The organism is bacterium (genome assembly GCA_020440705.1).
Taxonomy (GTDB): domain Bacteria; phylum Krumholzibacteriota; class Krumholzibacteriia; order LZORAL124-64-63; family LZORAL124-64-63; genus JAGRNP01.
Map to the genome: position 1 here is coordinate 1 of JAGRNP010000081.1, position 16,218 is coordinate 16,218.

The following is a 16,218-nucleotide window of genomic DNA, read 5'->3' on the forward strand; positions in this document are numbered from 1 at the left end:
CCATGGCCGGCGTGGGCCGGCGGGGCGACCGCGCGCGGGTCGGCTGGCTGCTGGCCCAGCTCGGCCATCCGCGGCGCCGCACCGGCGCCCGCGACGCCCTGGCCGCCCTGGCCCGGCGCGAGCCCGCGGTGATCGCCGAACTGGCCGCCTTCCTCGCCGACACCGCACAGGCGCCCCGGCAGCGGGCCGAGATCCCCCGGGCCCTGGCCCGCGTGCCCCACCAGGACAGCGTCGACGTGCTCGTGCGCCGGCTCGCCACCGGCCACCCGAACCTGCGCTACGAGGTGCTCAAGAGCCTGGGCAAGCTGCGGTCGGGCTATCCCGGCCTGGTCTTCGACCGCGCGACCATCTCGGGCGAGGTGTGCCTCGAGGCGGGACGCTTCATCCAGCTCGCGCGGCTCGGCACCATGCTGCCCACGGAGGGCGCGCAGGCGGCGCTGCTCGTGCGCGCCATCGGGGAGACCCAGCAGCTGCGGCTGGAGAGCGTCTTCCGCCTGCTGGGGCTGCTCTATCCGGCGAAGGACGTCTTCAACGCCTACCATGGGGTGATGAGCGGGCGGCGGGTGCTGCGCGCCAACGCCCAGGAGTTCCTCGACAACCTGCTGACCGGGGCCCACCGGCAGCTCGTGCTGGCCCTGCTCGACGAGCCGCCCGCCAGCGAGGCCTGGCGCGAGTCGGTGACCGGTCTCGGTCCCGAGTTCGCGGCCCGCATCACCAGCGAGCGCGAGGCGCTCGAGTTCCTCGGCAGCAGCTGCGATCCGTGGCTGGCCGCCTGCGCCATCTTCGCCGGCGGCCGGGTCGAGAACGTCTCGGCCGCGCCGCACCTGACCCGGACGGGAGACGAGATGCTCACACCGATCGAGAAGGTCCTGCTGCTGCAGCACGTGGACATCTTCGCCGAGGTGCCCACCGACCAGCTGGCCGCCCTGGCGGCGATCTCGCGCGAGGTGGCCTACCTGGCCGGCGATCCGATCTACGCCGAGGACGACTCGCCGGACGCCCTCTACCTGGTGCTGGAGGGCTCGGTGCGGCTGGCCCAGGGCGACCGCACCGTCTCGGTGGCCGGTCCCCGGGCCAGCTTCGGCGCCTGGGCGCTGTTCGACGACGAACCGCGGGTGCTGGGGGCGTCGGCCATGGAGGACACCCGCGTGCTGCGCATCGACCGCGCCGAGTTCAACGACCTGCTGCGCGACGACGTGCGCATCGCCCAGGGCATCATCCGCACCGTGGCGCGCAAGCTGCGGGAGCTCGCCGAGCGGGCGGTGTGACGCCGCCATCCGGCCCCTGTCGCGCGGGGCCGATCTGGTGTAGACTGGCGGGCCCGGACCCGCTTCGCCCAAAGGACAGGACGCCGTGAAAGACAGGACCGCCAAGTACGCCGAGAGCGACGCCCACGTGCTGCTGGTCGACGACGAGGAGATGGTGCTCGCCACCCTGCGCGCCTTCCTCGAGCTGGAGACCGGTTACCGGGTCACGAGCTTCACCGATCCGGCGGCGGCCGTGGCGTTCGGGCGGGAGCACGCGGTCGACGTGGTGGTGGCCGACTTCCTGATGCCGGGCACCAACGGCATCGAGGTGCTGCGTGAGTTCGCGGCCTCGAACCCGCACGCGCCCCGCATCCTGCTGACGGGCTACGCCGACAAGGCCAGCGCCATCAAGGCCATCAACGAGGTGGGCCTCTTCCAGTACCTGGAGAAGCCCTGGGACAACGACCAGTTCCTCGTCGTGCTGCGCAACGCCCTGGACCGCCGCTTCCTCGTCAAGGAGCTGCAGGCCAAGATCCGGGAGATCGACCAGGCCCAGGGGCGGCTGTCCGGCCTGCAGGACGACATCCTGCGCACCTTCATCTGAACGGCGGGAGGCAGATCGTGCCACGCGAAACTGCGCGGAGCCGGCGCCGGCGACGGGCCGCGGCCCTCGGCCTGGCCCTGGCGGCCGGGCTCGTCCTGGCGGCGGGCGGCCTGCGCGCCCAGGCCCTCGGCGAGCCGCTCTTCGTGACCGGCTTCATCAGCCAGGGCTACCTGAACACGTCGGAGAACGACTACCTCGTGCCGCGTTCGGTCAACGGCACGGCCGAGTTCACCGAGGCGGCGCTCACCCTCGTGGCGCGCCCCATGGACCGCCTGCGGGTGGGGATGCAGCTGCTCGCGCGCAACTTCGGCGACACGGGCAACGGCCAGGTGGTGGTCGACTGGGCCTACGGCGACTACGCCTGGCGCGACCAGCTCGGCTTCCGGGCGGGCAAGGTGAAGCTGCCCTTCGGCTTCTACAATGAGGGCCGCGACGTCGACATGCTGCGCACGAGCGTCTTCCTGCCCCAGGCCATCTACAACGAGAAGATGCGCGACTTCATCCTGGCCTACGAGGGGATCGGCGCCTACGGCAACGTGACCGTCGCCGGCCTCGGCGAACTCGACTACCACGTCTACGGCGGCACCCTGAACGTGCCCGATCCCACGCGCGGGTTCTGGAACGAGGCCTACACCGAGGCCGCCCGCGACATCGAGGACGGCGTCGCGGCGCTCGTCGCGGACGAGACCGGCGCCCAGGTCGAGGCCGAGTTCCGCGCCCTGGACAACGAGACGGTCAGCTTCCCCTGGATCTACGGCGGCGCCCTGATCTGGAGCACCCCGGTCGAGGGCCTGCGCGCCGGCGTCTCGGCCCTGGCCGGCCGCTTCAACTTCCAGGGCGACCTGAGCTACGACACCCGCCTCGACTTCGGCGGCACGCCGCCGCAGGTGGAGTACCGCCCCTTCGGGCTCCACCTCGACGAGACGGTGCAGATCGACCACATCGCGGTCCTCAGCGCCGAATGGGCGCGCGACCGCTGGAGCCTGGCCTCGGAGTACTACCACGACGACTTCGAGGGCGTGAAGGCCATCGGCTGGTACGTGCAGGGAGGGTGGCAGGCCTCGGACCGCCTCGCCCTCGGCCTGACCTACGGCGACCTGCAGCAGGACCAGTTCGGCGGCGCCGACGCGGGCCTGCCCGACTACTACGGCTGGCAGCGCGACTGGACCGTGAGCCTGCGCTTCGACATCAACGACCACTGGCTCTTCAAGCTCGAGCGCCACTTCATCGACGGCGTGGCCCTGGCCCAGCCGCGTTCGGTGGCCGAGGACCTCGCCGACCCGCTCCAGCAGAGCTGGGGCCTGTTCGCGGCCAAGACGACGTTCCACTTCTAGACCGGACCGGCCGGGAGCGACCCCGGCCCCGGGAGGTGATGACCATGCGCCCGCTCCGCCGCTTCCGCACCGCCCTCGCCGCAGGCGTCGTGGCCGCCTGCCTCGCCACCGGCCTCGTGTCCGCGGCCGCGGCCGGGGTCGTCGTCATCGGCCATCCGGATCTGGCCACGGGCGAGGTCGCCGCCCGCGATCTCGAACGCATCTTCCTGGGCAAGATGACCCGCTGGTCCGACGGCGTCACGGTGGTGCCGGTGGTGCTGCGCGAGGGGCCGACCCACGAGGAGTTCGTCACCGGCCTGCTCGGTCGTTCGACCCACCGCTTCGTCGCCTACTGGCGGCAGATGGTCTTCACGGGCAAAGGCACGCCGCCGGCGAGCGTGCAGTCCGAACGCGAGATGGTGGCCTACGTGGGCCTGACCCCGGGCGCCGTCGGCTACGTCTCCGACGCGGCCCGCCTCGACGGGGTCAGGATCCTCGTGGTGGACGGCCCATGAAGTTCACCCACCGCATCATGCTCGGCCCGGTGGTGGCGGCCGTGGCCTTCCTCTTCGTGTTCGCCCTGGTCCAGGCCGCCGCCGAGCGCAGCTCGCGCACCATCGTCCGCATCCAGGACGAGGTCTTCCACGCCACCGAGCTGAGCAGCGAGCTGCAGATCGACCTGCTGCGCATCCGCTACCTGCTGACCGAGGCGGCGACCAACGGCAACGAGGACGCCGTCGGCGAGGCCGACCGCGTGGCCGCCGATTTCCGCCGGGCCCTGGCCTCGTGCGCGTCGGTGCCCGCCCTGGCGGAGATGCTGGCCCCGGTGCGCGACGGCTTCGAGAACTACTACGACCAGGCGCGCGACACCACCCGCCTCATGCTGGCCCAGGCCGGCAACCTGAGCCTCGACTTCGACCCGGCGCTGATCGCCGAGGTGGCCGAGATGAACCGGCGCTACGAGACCCTCAGCAGCCGCCTCGACGTGGTGGCGCGCGACAACAACCAGGCTCTCGGCGCCGCCATCGAGGACGTGCGCGGCCGGGTCTCGCGCCTACGCTGGGTGCTGAACACCACGGGGCTGGTCTTCATCGCGCTGCTCTTCGTGCTCGGCCTGATCGCCGTGGCCTCGGTGGTGCGCCCGGTGCACCGCATGAGCCGCGTGGCCCAGGCCATCAGCGGCGGCGACCTGAGCAAGCAGCTGCACCACCGCTCGCCCGACGCCCTCGGCGAGCTGGCCGACAGCATCCGCGAGATGCAGGCTTCGCTGATCCGCGACATCGCCCGGCGCGAGCAGGCCGAGGCCGACCTCATCGCGACCCAGGGCCAGATGATCCAGTCGGAGAAGATGGCGGTCCTGGGCACGCTCGTCGCCGGCCTGGCCCACGAGCTGAACACGCCGCTGGGCACCATGGCCGCCTCGGTCGACCTGGTCGACCGCAGCCGGCACATCATCGTCGAGCGCTGCGTGGGGCGGCCCGAAGCGGCCGACGACGAACGCCTGGCGCGGGCCATGCGGGCCCTGGAGCAGGGACTGGGCAACCTGGCGGCGGCCAGCACCCGCATCGGCGAGCTGGTGCGGGGCCTGCAGGTCTTCAGCCAGCTGGACAAGGGCGAATTGCGCCAGACCGACATCAACGCCGGCCTTGCGGCCACCCTCGACCTGATCGCCCACGACATGCCGGCGACGGTCGCGGTGCGGCGGGAGTTCGGCGAACTGCCCCCGGTGCTGGCCTATTCGGCGCAGCTGAACCAGGCCTTCCTCTCGCTGGTCCGGCACGCGATCCGGGACACGGCGGCCGGGGGCGCGGTGACGGTGCGCACCGAACCGCTCGGCGAACGGGTGCGCGTGGTCATCAGCGACACGGGCTGCGGCTACCAGCCCGACGCGCTGCTGGCCCTCTTCAACCCCAGTTTCAAGGCCGACACGAGCCGCATGCGCATGGACTGGGAGATGGTCACCGCGAGCCGCATCGTCGACCGCCACCAGGGCGTGCTCACGGCGCGCTCGACCCCCGGCGAGGGCACGCGCTACACCATCGAGATCCCGGTGTGGGCGGTGCCGACCGACGACGCCATCGGCGACCCTTCCGGGAGCCCCGCCGCGGCGGACGCGGCCGAAAAAAATGCAGCGGAATGATACCGAATCTCAAGATCACCTGTGAGCGGAAAAACAGCTTCACGCCTCCAACTCTATCTATATTCGATCATTAGCAGCAATCTGGCCCGCCGCCGGATCCCGATCCTCACCGGTGTTGCGTCGTAATTTCAGAATTCATAGCAAGATAAGGCGATATCCATTTGACCGGCGATTCCCCGTCGCCAATTATTGGGTTGTCAAATAATTCCCAACCATCCCGCCCCTCATTCGGGAGTCAACCACATGGTTTCTCGCTTGCTGAACAGCTCCTTCGCGACCTGGCTGATCGTCGGCCTGGCCCTGGGGCTGGCCATGACCGCCCTCGTCGCCGCGACCCCGGTGCGCGCCCAGGACGCCGAGACCTGCCTCGAATGTCACGAGGACATGGATCTGACCAAGAACGTCGGCGACCGCGTCGTCTCGCTGTACGTCGACATCGCGCAGTTCCAGAAGTCGGTCCACGGCCGCGAGGGTCTCGAGTGCATCGACTGCCACCAGGACCTCGACGGCTTCGACGACTGGCCGCACGACGAGGAGCTCGCGGACGTCGACTGCTCCATGTGCCACGACGACGTGGCCGAGATCTACATGGACAGCATGCACGGCAAGGAGGCGGCCAAGGGCAACAAGCTCGCCCCGCGCTGCTGGAGCTGCCACGGCGCCCACGACATCATGCCGCCCGAGGATCCCGATTCGGCGGTGAACAAGTTCAACATCCCCATCATGTGCGGGAAGTGCCACAAGGAAGGCGCCCCGGTGGGCGACTTCGCCGGCGCCAGCCAGGACAGCATCCTGGCCCACTACAAGATGTCGATCCACGGCGAGGGCCTGTACCGGCGCGGCCTGACCAAGACCGCCGTCTGTTCGGACTGCCACACCGCCCACAACGTGCGCAACCACAACGATCCCAAGTCGACCATCAACAAGGCGAACGTCTCGAACACCTGCCGCCAGTGCCACGGCCTGATCGAGAACGTCCACCAGAAGGTCATCGAGGGCAAGCTGTGGGAGGAGGCGCCGAACCAGGTGCCCGTCTGCATCGAGTGCCACCAGCCCCACGAGGTGCGGCGGGTGTACTACGACCAGGGCATGTCCAACGCCGAGTGCCTCGCCTGCCACAGCAAGCCCGACCTGGTCGCGGCGAGCCTGGGCAAGGAAGGCAAGTCGATGTTCGTGGACGAGGTCATGCTCGCGGGTTCGACCCACGCCAAGCAGGCCTGCATCCAGTGCCACACCGGCGCCTCGCCCAGCCACGAGCGCCCCTGCGACACCGTGCCGAGCAAGGTCGACTGCGCCATCTGCCACGCGGGCGTCGTCGACGTCTACAAGAGCAGCATCCACGGCCGTCTCGGCAGCCAGGGCGATCCGGACACGCCGGACTGCCTCATGTGCCACGGCACCCACAACGTGCTGCCGAAGTCCGACCCGAACTCGCGCACCTACGTGCGCAACATCCCCGACCTGTGCGGCACGTGCCACGACGACGGCGGCATCGCCGACAAGCGCTACGAGGGCAGCCAGCACTCGATGGTCGCCAACTACAAGCAGAGCGTGCACGGCCGGGCCCTCGAGAAGAGCGGCCTGGTGGTGACGGCGACCTGCGTCGACTGCCACACGACCCACGAGATCCTGCCCAGCTCGGACGTGAAGTCGAGCGTCAGCCGGGCCCGGGTCGACGTGACCTGCGCCAAGTGCCACGAGGGCATCGACCGCGAGTTCCGGCAGAGCATCCACTTCACGGGCGAGCCGAAGGACGGCCACCCGCTGCCCATGTGCAACGACTGCCACACGAGCCACGAGATCGCGCGCACCGACGCCGAGGGCTTCCGGCTGGCCATCGTCAACCAGTGCGGCCACTGCCACGAAGAGGTGACCGAGACCTACTTCGAGACCTACCACGGCAAGGTCTTCGCCCTCGGCTACACCGAGACGGCGAGCTGCGCCGACTGCCACGGCCAGCACCGGATCCTCAAGCCGGACGATCCGGAGTCCACCCTGTCGCACGAGAACATCGTGGCCACCTGCGCCCAGTGCCACTCCGGTTCGCACCGGCAGTTCGCGGGCTACCTGACCCACGCCACGCACCACGACAAGGAGAAGTACCCGGTCATCCACTACACGTGGCTGTTCATGACCGCGCTGCTCGTGGGCACGTTCAGCTTCTTCGGCATCCACACGCTGCTGTGGCTGCCGCGGTCGATCCAGGCGCTGAAGCACTCGCGGCAGCTGCGCAAGCAGGCCGAGGGCCAGAAGCTCTTCCGCCGCTTCGACCGCCTGCACCGCATGCTGCACATCATGGTGATCGTCAGCTTCCTGACCCTGGCGGTGACGGGCCTGACGCTGAAGTTCAGCTACCTGCCGTTCGCCCAGACGCTGGCCCACCTGCTGGGCGGCTTCCAGTCGGCCGGCACGCTGCACCGCATGGGCGCCGTGCTGACGTTCTTCTACTTCACGCGCCACGTCTACGACCTGATCTGCCGCCGCCGGGCCTCGGGCAAGTCGTGGAAAGACTTCATCTTCGGCGACGAGGGGATGTTCCCCAACAAGCGCGACGGCGTCGAGTTCGTCGAGACGGTGAAGTGGTTCCTGCACAAGGGTGAGCGCCCGCGCTACGGCCGCTGGACCTACTGGGAGAAGTTCGACTACTTCGCGGTGTTCTGGGGCGTGGCCATGATCGGCTTCTCGGGCCTGATCCTGTGGTTCCCCGAGAAGTTCACCCTGGTGCTGCCGGGCTGGTTCATCAACGTGGCGACGATCATCCACTCGGACGAGGCGTTGCTGGCCACCGGCTTCATCTTCACGATCCACTTCTTCAACACGCACTTCCGTCCGGACCGGTTCCCCATGGACCCGGTGATCTTCACCGGCCGGATGACGCTGGAGGAGTTCAAGGAGGACCGGCCGCGCGAGTACGAGCAGCTGGTCGCCGAGGGTCGCCTGGAGGAGTTCCTGGTCGAGCCCCTGGACAAGGGCTTCGTGCGGGCGCTGAAGACCTTCGGGTTCATCGCCCTGAGCATCGGCCTGTCGCTGGTCGTGCTGATCATCTGGGCCGTGATCTTCGCCTACCGGTAGGCGGGCGCGGATCTCCGCACAACGGGAGCCGGCCCGCCCCGCGGCGGCCGGCTCCTTTTCACGGGAGGACGGGTATGAGGACGAGACTGGTGATCACGCTGCTGGCGGCGCTGGCGGCCGTGGCCACGACGGGCCCCGCGGCGGCGACCGAGCCGGTGCACGGGACGTTCTGGTACATCATCGACAACGTGACCGCCGTCGACGCCGACGCCGAGGCCCTGGTCTGGGTGACCCTGCCGCCGGCATGGGACGGCCAGGAGGTCACCCTGGGCGCCTTCGACCCCGCGCCCGTGGCGATCCTCGAGGACCCCTCGTCGGGCAACCGGATCGTCGAGTGGCGCCTGCGGCCGGAGCCCTTCGCGGCCGGCCCGGCGGGCGAGCTGCACCAGTTCTACTTCCGCTACGAGTTCACCCTGCTGGCCTCGCCGGTGCACCGGCGCGGGGCGCCGGAGTCGGTGCCCGCCTACGACCGCGACGACCCGCTGGTGAAGCGCTACACGGCCGAGGAGCCCGGCCTGCAGACCGACGGGCGCATCCGCGACCTGGCCCTGCACCTGGCCGGTGACGACCGCGACCCGTACCGCATCGGCCGGCGCATCTACGGCTGGGTGCTGGACAACCTCGTCTTCCGCCCCAACGGCGCCCGCGAGTGGGACGCCCTGGCCATCCTCGACGCCCGCGAGGGCAACTGCGAGCAGTTCTCGACCCTCTTCGTGGCCCTGTGCCGCTCGGTCGGCATTCCGGCGCGCACGCTGGACAACACCTGGCTGTGGGGCGGGCGCCACGTCTTCGCGGAGATCTTCATTCCGGGCAAGGGCTGGCTGCCGGTCGATCCGACCCTGGGGCAGCTCCTGACCGAGGGCCGGGGCGGCCTGAACGAGCCGCAGGTCGACGCCACCCTGGGCGAGCGCGGCATCCCCCTCGGCGACGCCGGCTGGCTGTACGGCAATGCGCCGGAGAACCGGCTGGTGATCACGCTCGGCTGCAACATCCACTTCGATTCGCCGACCCTCGGCCGCGAGGTCACGCTGCGCACCATGAAGCCGGGGGGCAGCGACGCCGTGCCGGACGGCTTCAGGCTCACGGGCTTCCGGGGCGACGTGGTCCACGGCGGCTTCTACGTCTTCGGCGAACGCCTCGACGAGGAGGCGGCCCACGGCCTGGCCCACCAGCGCCTGGCCAACCGCTTCTTCACCGAGGGGCTCGACGAGTACATCGAGGACGCCTGCCGCACCGCCAGCGCGCGCTACCTGACGGGCACCCAGAACTGGATCAACCTGGGCAAGTCGTACCTGCACAAGGGCGAGTACTACAAGGCCGAGGCCGCCTTCCGGCGCGCCGAGAAACTGGCGGGGCGGGAACCGCGCGAGAACCAGATCTCGCTCGTGTGGATCCACAACTACCTGGGCAACTGCTACGACCTGCTGGGCGAGCGCGGACTGGCCCGGGCCGAGTACGAGCAGACGCTGACCTACCAGAACGACTTCAAGGGGGCCGCCCGCTACGCCCGGCGCTTCCTGGAGAAGCCCTTCACGAAGGACTGACCGCCGGATCGGCGGCGAGGCGGAGGCGCGGGATCCGGCGGGATTCCGCGCCTCCGCGCGTGCCGGGGGCTGGCCACGGGCCGGATTCCGCGCTAAGCTGGAGCGGGGGAAGAGGACGATTACTTCGGCCTCGGAGGGAATCATGCCGACTGCGATCCGATACGATGCCGCGAACCGGATCTCCTATGTGACGATCACCGACCCGTTCACCTTCGAGGACCTGCACCAGGTCCTCGTCGATCTCACGTCGCCCACCGACCACCCGCCCGACGCCGACGCCATCTGGGACGGTCGGGACGTGGATTTCCGACCCATCGACCGCGCCTTCACCGAAGAGGTGGTGGGCCTGCGCGAACGGTTCCCGGCCCGGGGGCGCGCGCGCGTGGCCTTCGTCGTGCCCAACGACCTCGGCTTCGGCATGGCCCGCATGTTCGAGGCCCTGTCGGCCGACGTGCTCGGCGAGTCGTTCGTGTGCCGCAGCGTGGAGGAGGCGGAGAGCTGGATCCTGGGCCGACGGGCGTCGGGGTAGGCTCTCTCGGGGACCCGCCCGCCGGGCCCGGACGATCAGGCGCCCGAAACGAAACCGCCGGAGTCGCCCCCGGCGGTTTTCGCTGCGGTCGGCAGGTGGCGGTGGCCGCGTCAGGCCACGGCCGTCGCCGCGATGCGGTGCTCGTTGAGGCCCACCCAGAAGGCCTCGACACCGGCCAGCATCTCGCGGCCGCCCTTGATGAACTTCTCCTCGTCGAAGCCCTCGTCGAAGAACACCTCCTCGAGCTCGTCCATGACGTGCCCGGCGTGCTGCTCCTCGATGCGGTCGTGCCAGGTGAAGAAGGCCAGGGGCAGGTCGGGCTGCTCGCGCTTCTTGTAGGCGTCGAGCCCGGCCACGAGCTGCTTCCAGAAGCCGGCGGCGGCCCAGTTCTCCACCGCGAAGCTGGCGCCCTCGGCGATGTTCGGGTCCTCGTTGCCGTAGATGGTGGCGAGCTGGTCGCAGAAGTAGATCGTCGCGGGGGTGCCGTGGCGGCGCTTGCCCATGTCGTTGAAGCCGAGATCGAGCTTCTCGCCGATCTTCAGCAGCCACTCGAAGTGGGCGGCGCGGAAGCGGAAGGTGCCGCCGTCGACGGTGCCCTCGATCGACACGATGTCGGGGTCGCCCTCGCGGTCGGTGTCGCCGCCGGCGGCGAGCCTGGCGCCCGGCTTGTTGAAGATGACGCCGAGTTCGTTGGCGAGGATCTCCTTGGAGGCCCGCATGCCCTCGAGGCTGCCCGCGTTGATGACCTTCTGCAGCTGGGCGATGAGGAAGAGGTTGCTGAAGACCGAGAACTGGACGATGAGGTGCTTCACGGCCTCGCGTTCGGCTTCGCCCCGGGCGAACCACGCGCAGTAGCGGTTGTCCGTGATCACGGAATGGGTCATCAGCTCCCGGTTGCAGCGGTCGACGAAGCGGCTGAACCGGGCCGCCTGCTCGTCGGTGATCTCGCCGGACTTCACCTTCTCCGCGATGTGGTCGGAAACTTTGAGGATCATGCAGGACCTCCTGGGCTGGGTTCGTCAGGGGGCGGTGGCCACCGCCCGGCCGCCGGACGCACTCCGCCTTGCGGGGGTCGTCCTCACCGGGGACGGCGCTCACGGATTTTTTACAGGATAAGCCAAGTCGGGCTTCGCCGCCTCCGGAAAACGCGCCGCGAACGGGCGGTTGGCAGGAGCGGATCCGGGGCGCATAATGGCCTCCGGACCCGGACCCGACCCCGGCGGAAAGGCGGATCATGGCAGGTGCAGGCAAGAAATGGCTCCTCGGCTGCGGCCTCGGCTGCGGCATTCCCGTCCTCGTCGTCACGGTCGTGACGATCGTGGGCGGCGCGCGCATGATGAAGCCCTTCGACGGGGCCATCGCCGACCAGAAGGAACTCACCGCGGCCTACGGCGCCCGCGACGCGTGGACGCCGCCCGTCGACGGCCTCACGCCGGACCGGCTCGAGAGCTTCCTCGCCGTGCGGCGGGCGCTCCAGCCCCAGTGCGCCGACTTCGCCGAACTCGCGTCGAAGTTCAAGCGCATCGAGGACCTCGAGGAGGACGGCAAGGAGCCGACCAAGGGCGACGTGTTCAAGGCCGTGGGCGGTCTCACCTCGGCCGTGTTCGGCATCGCCGGCAAGATCGGTTCCTTCACGGCCGCGCGGAACGAGGCCCTGCTGGCCAACGGCATGGGCCTCGGCGAGTACATCTGGATCTATACCCTGGCCTACAACAGCGACCAGGGCCATCCGCCGAACCAGGACTTCGACACCGGCGACGGCGGGCGCGACTTCTCGGCCAAGGAGCAGCGCGTGATCCGGTCGCTGATGGCGAACCACGCCGATGCCCTCGCGGCGGCCGGGCGCGCGGAGGAGGCGGCCCTGTGGCGGGCCGAGATCGACCGGCTCGAGCGCGCGGAGACGAACGGCGTGCCGTTCCCCGACGGCGCGCTGCCCGCGGAGATCACGGATCAGCTCGCGCCGCGCCGCGACGAACTCGCGGCCCTGTACTGCGCCGAATCCTCGGCCTTCGAGTTCGGCCGGGTGCACAAGCGGGGGCTGTCGGTGTCCAGCGAGTAGGCTCCGTATTGCATTCGGGGCCCCGGCGGGCTATGGTATCGGGACGTTTCCGGTCGGCATTGGACTTGCCCGTGCGCCGCGGTCGAACCCGCGGCGCTCTCCGTCGACCGCTATCCCTATCCCCAAGGGTCGGATCATGAGCCGTATCGCCGTCCTCTCGGACATCCACAGCAACCTGCACGCGCTGACCGCGGTCTGGCGCCGGATCGAGGAGATCGGCATCGACGCGGTGTACTGCTGCGGCGACGTGGTGGGCTACGGGGCCCGTCCGGTGGAATGCCTGGAGATGATCCGGGAAAGGGGCGTGACCTGCGTGCAGGGCAACCACGACGCGCTCGTGGCCGACGGTTCCCTGAGCCTCGACTTCAACATCTACTCCCTGGCCGCCGTGGAGCACAACCGGGGCCTGCTGAACGCCGAGCAGCTGCAGTGGCTGGCCGACCTGCCCACCTACCACCGGCTCGACCGGGAGGTCCTGTTCGTGCACGGGGCGCCCTGCGACCGGGACAAGTACCTCGTCTACCTCGACGACCTGCAGGAGGCCAGCGAGCGGGTCATGAACGAGGACGGTCCGGGCGTGTGCTTCTTCGGCCACACCCACCATCCGGTCATCTTCGACGGGCACGGCTTCGAGCGCGTGCGCCAGGCCACGGTCACCCTCGAGCACGGCCAGCGCAACCTGGCCAACCCGGGCAGCGTGGGCCAGCCCCGCGACAACGACCCCCGCTCGAGCTTCCTCTGGTGGGACCGCAGCACGAACCTCCTCAACTACGAGCGGGTCGAGTACGACGTGCAGGGGGCCCGGCAGGACATCCTCGACGCCGACCTGCCGCGCATCCTGGGCGATCGGCTGCTCGAGGGCCGCTAGTTGTCCGGAGTAATGTCCGGAGTTTCGTCCGGAGTGTCGTCCGGCCGGCGAGCCGCTGAAAACGGATCCGTTCTCACCTGAAAAGCCCGCGAATTCTGCGGGAAATCCGGCCCGTGTTTGCCTATATTGTGGACCGTGCAACCGCTCGCAGATCGGCCGCGCCGGGGCGTTTCCCGCGCGGCCGCGAAAACCGCGTGCCCGGCCAGGGCCACAGGAGGACTGGGACATGAAGATCGAGACGACCCCCGAAATGGTGAGCAAGGTCTACGCCGACTCGCGCAAGCGCCTGGAGGTGGTGCGGGGCCGCCTGAACCGTCCCCTGACCCTGGCCGAGAAGATCGTCTTCGGCCACCTGGCCGATCCGGCGGGCCAGGAGCTCGCCCGCGGCAAGGCCACCCTCGGCCTGCGTCCCGACCGCGTCGCCATGCAGGACGCCACCGCGCAGATGGCCATCCTGCAGTTCATGCAGGCCGGCCGTGACGAGACCGCCGTGCCGTCCACCGTCCACTGCGACCACCTGCTGCTGGCCCACAAGGGCGCCGACTACGACAAGATGCACGCCCTGGACGTGAACAAGGAAGTGTACGACTTCCTCAGTTCGTCGGCCGCGCGCTACGGCATGGGCTTCTGGAAGCCGGGTTCGGGCATCATCCACCAGGTCGTGCTCGAGAACTACGCCTTCCCCGGGGGCATGCTCATCGGCACCGACAGCCACACGCCCAACGGCGGCGGTCTCGGCATGATCGCCTGCGGCGTGGGCGGCGCCGACGCCGTCGACGTCATGGTCGGCATGAACTGGGAAGTGAAGGACCCGAAGCTGATCGGCGTGAAGCTGACCGGCAAGCCCAACGGCTGGACGGCCCCGAAGGACGTCATCCTCAAGCTGCTGGGCATCCTCACAGTGAAGGGCGGCACCAACGCCATCATCGAGTACTTCGGCGAGGGCGCCGCGGCCCTCAGCTGCACGGGCAAGGGCACCATCACCAACATGGGCGCCGAGCTGGGGGCCACCACCAGCATCTTCCCCTACGACGCCTCCATGGCCGACTACCTGAAGGCCACGCGCCGCGCCGACATCGCCGCCCTGGCCGACGCGAACACCGACCTGCTGACCGCCGACGCCGAGGTGCTGGCGAACCCGGCCGACTACTACGACCAGCTCATCGAGATCGACCTGTCGACCCTCGAGCCGCACATCGTGGGCCCGCACACGCCGGACCTGGCGCGTCCGGTCAGCCGGATGGCGGCGGACACCGAGCGCGAGGGCTATCCCGCGGAGATCACGGCGGCCCTGGTGGGCAGCTGCACGAACAGCTCGTACGAGGACATCGGCCGCGCGGTGGACATCGCGAAGCAGGCCCAGGCCAAGGGCCTGAAGATGAAGTCGACCCTGTGGATCTCGCCGGGCAGCGACCAGATCTACGAGACCATCAAGCGCGACGGCCTGCTCGAGGTGCTCGAGGACGTGGGCGCCGTGGTGCTGACCAACGCCTGCGGGTCCCTGCATCGGCCAGTGGCAGCGCGACGACATCAACACCGGCGAGCCCAACAGCATCATCACCTCGTTCAACCGCAACTTCGCCAAGCGGAACGACGGCAATCCCCAGACCAACGCCTTCATCTCGAGCCCCGAGATCGTGATGGCCTACGGCCTGGCGGGCACCCTGAAGTTCAACCCGCTGACCGACACCCTGACCAACGACAAGGGCGAGCAGGTGAAGCTCGACGCGCCCGCCGTGGCCGACACCCTGCCGGCGAACGGCTTCGTCTTCGACGAGAAGGGCTTCCAGGGCCCGTCGGCCGATGCGCGGAACATCGAGGTCATCGTGCGGCCGGACAGCGACCGCCTGGCCCTGCTCGAGCCCTTCAGCCCCTGGCACGGCGACGACTACAAGGGCCTGCCGCTGCTGATCAAGGCCCTGGGCAAGTGCACCACCGACCACATCAGCATGGCCGGTCCGTGGCTGAAGTTCCGCGGCCACCTGGACAACATCTCCAACAACATGCTGATCGGCGCGGTGAACGCCTTCACCGAGGAGACCAACAAGGTCAAGAACCTCGAGACCGGCGCCTACGATGCGGTGCCCGCGACCGCGCGCGACTACAAGGCCCGCGGCCTGCGCTGGGTCGTGGTCGGCGACGAGAACTACGGCGAGGGCTCGAGCCGCGAGCACGCCGCCATGGAGCCCCGGCACCTGGGCTGCGCCGCGGTGATCGTGCGCTCGTTCGCGCGCATCCACGAGACGAACCTGAAGAAGCAGGGCATCCTGCCGCTGACGTTCGTCGACCCGGCCGACTACGGCAAGGTGCAGGAGGACGACCGCATCGACCTGACCGGCCTGGCCGGCCTGGCCCCGGGCAGCAAGGTGCAGTGCACCCTGCACCACGGCGACGGCTCGAGCGACACCTTCCCCCTGGCGCACACCATGACCGGGGAGCAGATCGAGTGGTTCAAGGCCGGCTCGGCCCTGAACAAGATCAAGGCGGGCAACTAGTCCGGACCCGTCCGGCCCGTCCGGCCGGTCGCTTCGAAGCCGCTGCGAAGAGGGCCCTTGCGGGCCCTCTTCGTCGTTCGGCCCGGTCCCCGTGCCGCCGGGACCGACGGCCTCGGCGCGGTCTCGAATCTCGCGAAAATGAGATAGAATTCGTCGTTTTGATGTCTGACGATCCGTCTAATTTGATGTCTTGAAATATCAAAAACATGGATGAGAGGTCGCGGGTGTGGTAGAATGGTCATCCGAAACGCTGATCTGGCCTGCCGGGGCGCACCATCCGTTGCCGGCATCTACCCGTGGGGAGAACGACCGTGATCGAGAAAAAGAATCGCCCCGGAGCCCGCGCC

The 16,218-nt window shown here is 69.3% G+C and carries 11 protein-coding genes and 1 pseudogene; 11 read left to right on the forward strand and 1 reads right to left on the reverse strand.

The annotated features are described in order from the left end of the window. From KDM41_12280 to KDM41_12315, 8 genes are all read left to right on the forward strand, one after another. Window positions 1–1,268 (forward strand): cyclic nucleotide-binding domain-containing protein (locus tag KDM41_12280; GenBank protein MCB1184204.1); only part of this gene is annotated, 1,268 nt, incomplete at its 5' end. Window positions 1,269–1,353: 85 nt separating this feature from the next. Beyond that, the gene (locus KDM41_12285) at window positions 1,354–1,851 is read left to right on the forward strand and encodes a response regulator (protein MCB1184205.1); all 498 of its coding nucleotides are present in this window, start codon (window positions 1,354–1,356) and stop codon (window positions 1,849–1,851) included. Between the two features lie 17 nt (window positions 1,852–1,868). Further along, window positions 1,869–3,185: a hypothetical protein gene (locus KDM41_12290; GenBank protein MCB1184206.1), complete on the forward strand. Its 1,317-nt coding sequence runs from the start codon at window positions 1,869–1,871 to the stop codon at window positions 3,183–3,185. A gap of 44 nt (window positions 3,186–3,229) precedes the next feature. Continuing rightward, window positions 3,230–3,679 carry a phosphate ABC transporter substrate-binding protein gene (locus tag KDM41_12295; GenBank protein ID MCB1184207.1) on the forward strand — a complete coding sequence of 150 codons (450 nt, stop codon included), beginning with the start codon at window positions 3,230–3,232 and terminating at the stop codon, window positions 3,677–3,679. After that, window positions 3,676–5,304, forward strand: coding sequence for a HAMP domain-containing histidine kinase (locus tag KDM41_12300; GenBank protein ID MCB1184208.1), 1,629 nt, complete (start codon window positions 3,676–3,678; stop codon window positions 5,302–5,304). The genes KDM41_12295 and KDM41_12300 overlap by 4 nt, the downstream gene beginning before the upstream one ends. A 243-nt stretch (window positions 5,305–5,547) precedes the next feature. Beyond that, window positions 5,548–8,376 carry a cytochrome c3 family protein gene (locus tag KDM41_12305; protein ID MCB1184209.1) on the forward strand — a complete coding sequence of 943 codons (2,829 nt, stop codon included), beginning with the start codon at window positions 5,548–5,550 and terminating at the stop codon, window positions 8,374–8,376. Window positions 8,377–8,450: 74 nt separating this feature from the next. Next, complete coding sequence (locus tag KDM41_12310) at window positions 8,451–9,920, forward strand: tetratricopeptide repeat protein (GenBank protein ID MCB1184210.1); 1,470 nt, start codon at window positions 8,451–8,453, stop codon at window positions 9,918–9,920. Window positions 9,921–10,062: 142 nt separating this feature from the next. Further along, complete coding sequence (locus KDM41_12315) at window positions 10,063–10,449, forward strand: hypothetical protein (protein MCB1184211.1); 387 nt, start codon at window positions 10,063–10,065, stop codon at window positions 10,447–10,449. A 110-nt stretch (window positions 10,450–10,559) separates the two neighbouring features. Here KDM41_12315 and KDM41_12320 read toward each other — a convergent pair whose 3' ends face one another. Further along, on the reverse strand, window positions 10,560–11,444 hold the full coding sequence (locus tag KDM41_12320; GenBank protein ID MCB1184212.1) for a hypothetical protein: 885 nt from the start codon (window positions 11,442–11,444) through the stop codon (window positions 10,560–10,562). Window positions 11,445–11,683: 239 nt separating this feature from the next. Here KDM41_12320 and KDM41_12325 point away from each other — a divergent pair, with 239 nt between their 5' ends. The 3 genes and pseudogenes from KDM41_12325 to KDM41_12335 all read left to right on the forward strand — a co-directional run bounded on the left by KDM41_12325 (window position 11,684) and on the right by KDM41_12335 (window position 15,871). Next, the gene (locus tag KDM41_12325; protein ID MCB1184213.1) at window positions 11,684–12,508 is read left to right on the forward strand and encodes a hypothetical protein; all 825 of its coding nucleotides are present in this window, start codon (window positions 11,684–11,686) and stop codon (window positions 12,506–12,508) included. A 136-nt stretch (window positions 12,509–12,644) separates the two neighbouring features. Continuing rightward, on the forward strand, window positions 12,645–13,376 hold the full coding sequence (locus tag KDM41_12330; protein MCB1184214.1) for a metallophosphoesterase family protein: 732 nt from the start codon (window positions 12,645–12,647) through the stop codon (window positions 13,374–13,376). A 250-nt stretch (window positions 13,377–13,626) separates the two neighbouring features. Next, window positions 13,627–15,871, forward strand: a pseudogene (locus tag KDM41_12335) (aconitate hydratase). The last annotated feature ends 347 nt before the right edge of the window (window positions 15,872–16,218 follow it).

Excerpts from the sequence above, each read along its gene's own strand:
- KDM41_12295 (MCB1184207.1), top strand. The coding sequence starts at position 3,230 with ATGCGCCCGCTCCGCCGCTTCCGCACCGCCCTCGCCGCAGGCGTCGTG.
- KDM41_12300 (MCB1184208.1), top strand. The coding sequence starts at position 3,676 with ATGAAGTTCACCCACCGCATCATGCTCGGCCCGGTGGTGGCGGCCGTG.
- KDM41_12305 (MCB1184209.1), top strand. The coding sequence starts at position 5,548 with ATGGTTTCTCGCTTGCTGAACAGCTCCTTCGCGACCTGGCTGATCGTC.
- KDM41_12310 (MCB1184210.1), top strand. The coding sequence starts at position 8,451 with ATGAGGACGAGACTGGTGATCACGCTGCTGGCGGCGCTGGCGGCCGTG.
- KDM41_12315 (MCB1184211.1), top strand. The coding sequence starts at position 10,063 with ATGCCGACTGCGATCCGATACGATGCCGCGAACCGGATCTCCTATGTG.
- KDM41_12320 (MCB1184212.1), bottom strand. The coding sequence starts at position 11,444 with ATGATCCTCAAAGTTTCCGACCACATCGCGGAGAAGGTGAAGTCCGGC.
- KDM41_12325 (MCB1184213.1), top strand. The coding sequence starts at position 11,684 with ATGGCAGGTGCAGGCAAGAAATGGCTCCTCGGCTGCGGCCTCGGCTGC.
- KDM41_12330 (MCB1184214.1), top strand. The coding sequence starts at position 12,645 with ATGAGCCGTATCGCCGTCCTCTCGGACATCCACAGCAACCTGCACGCG.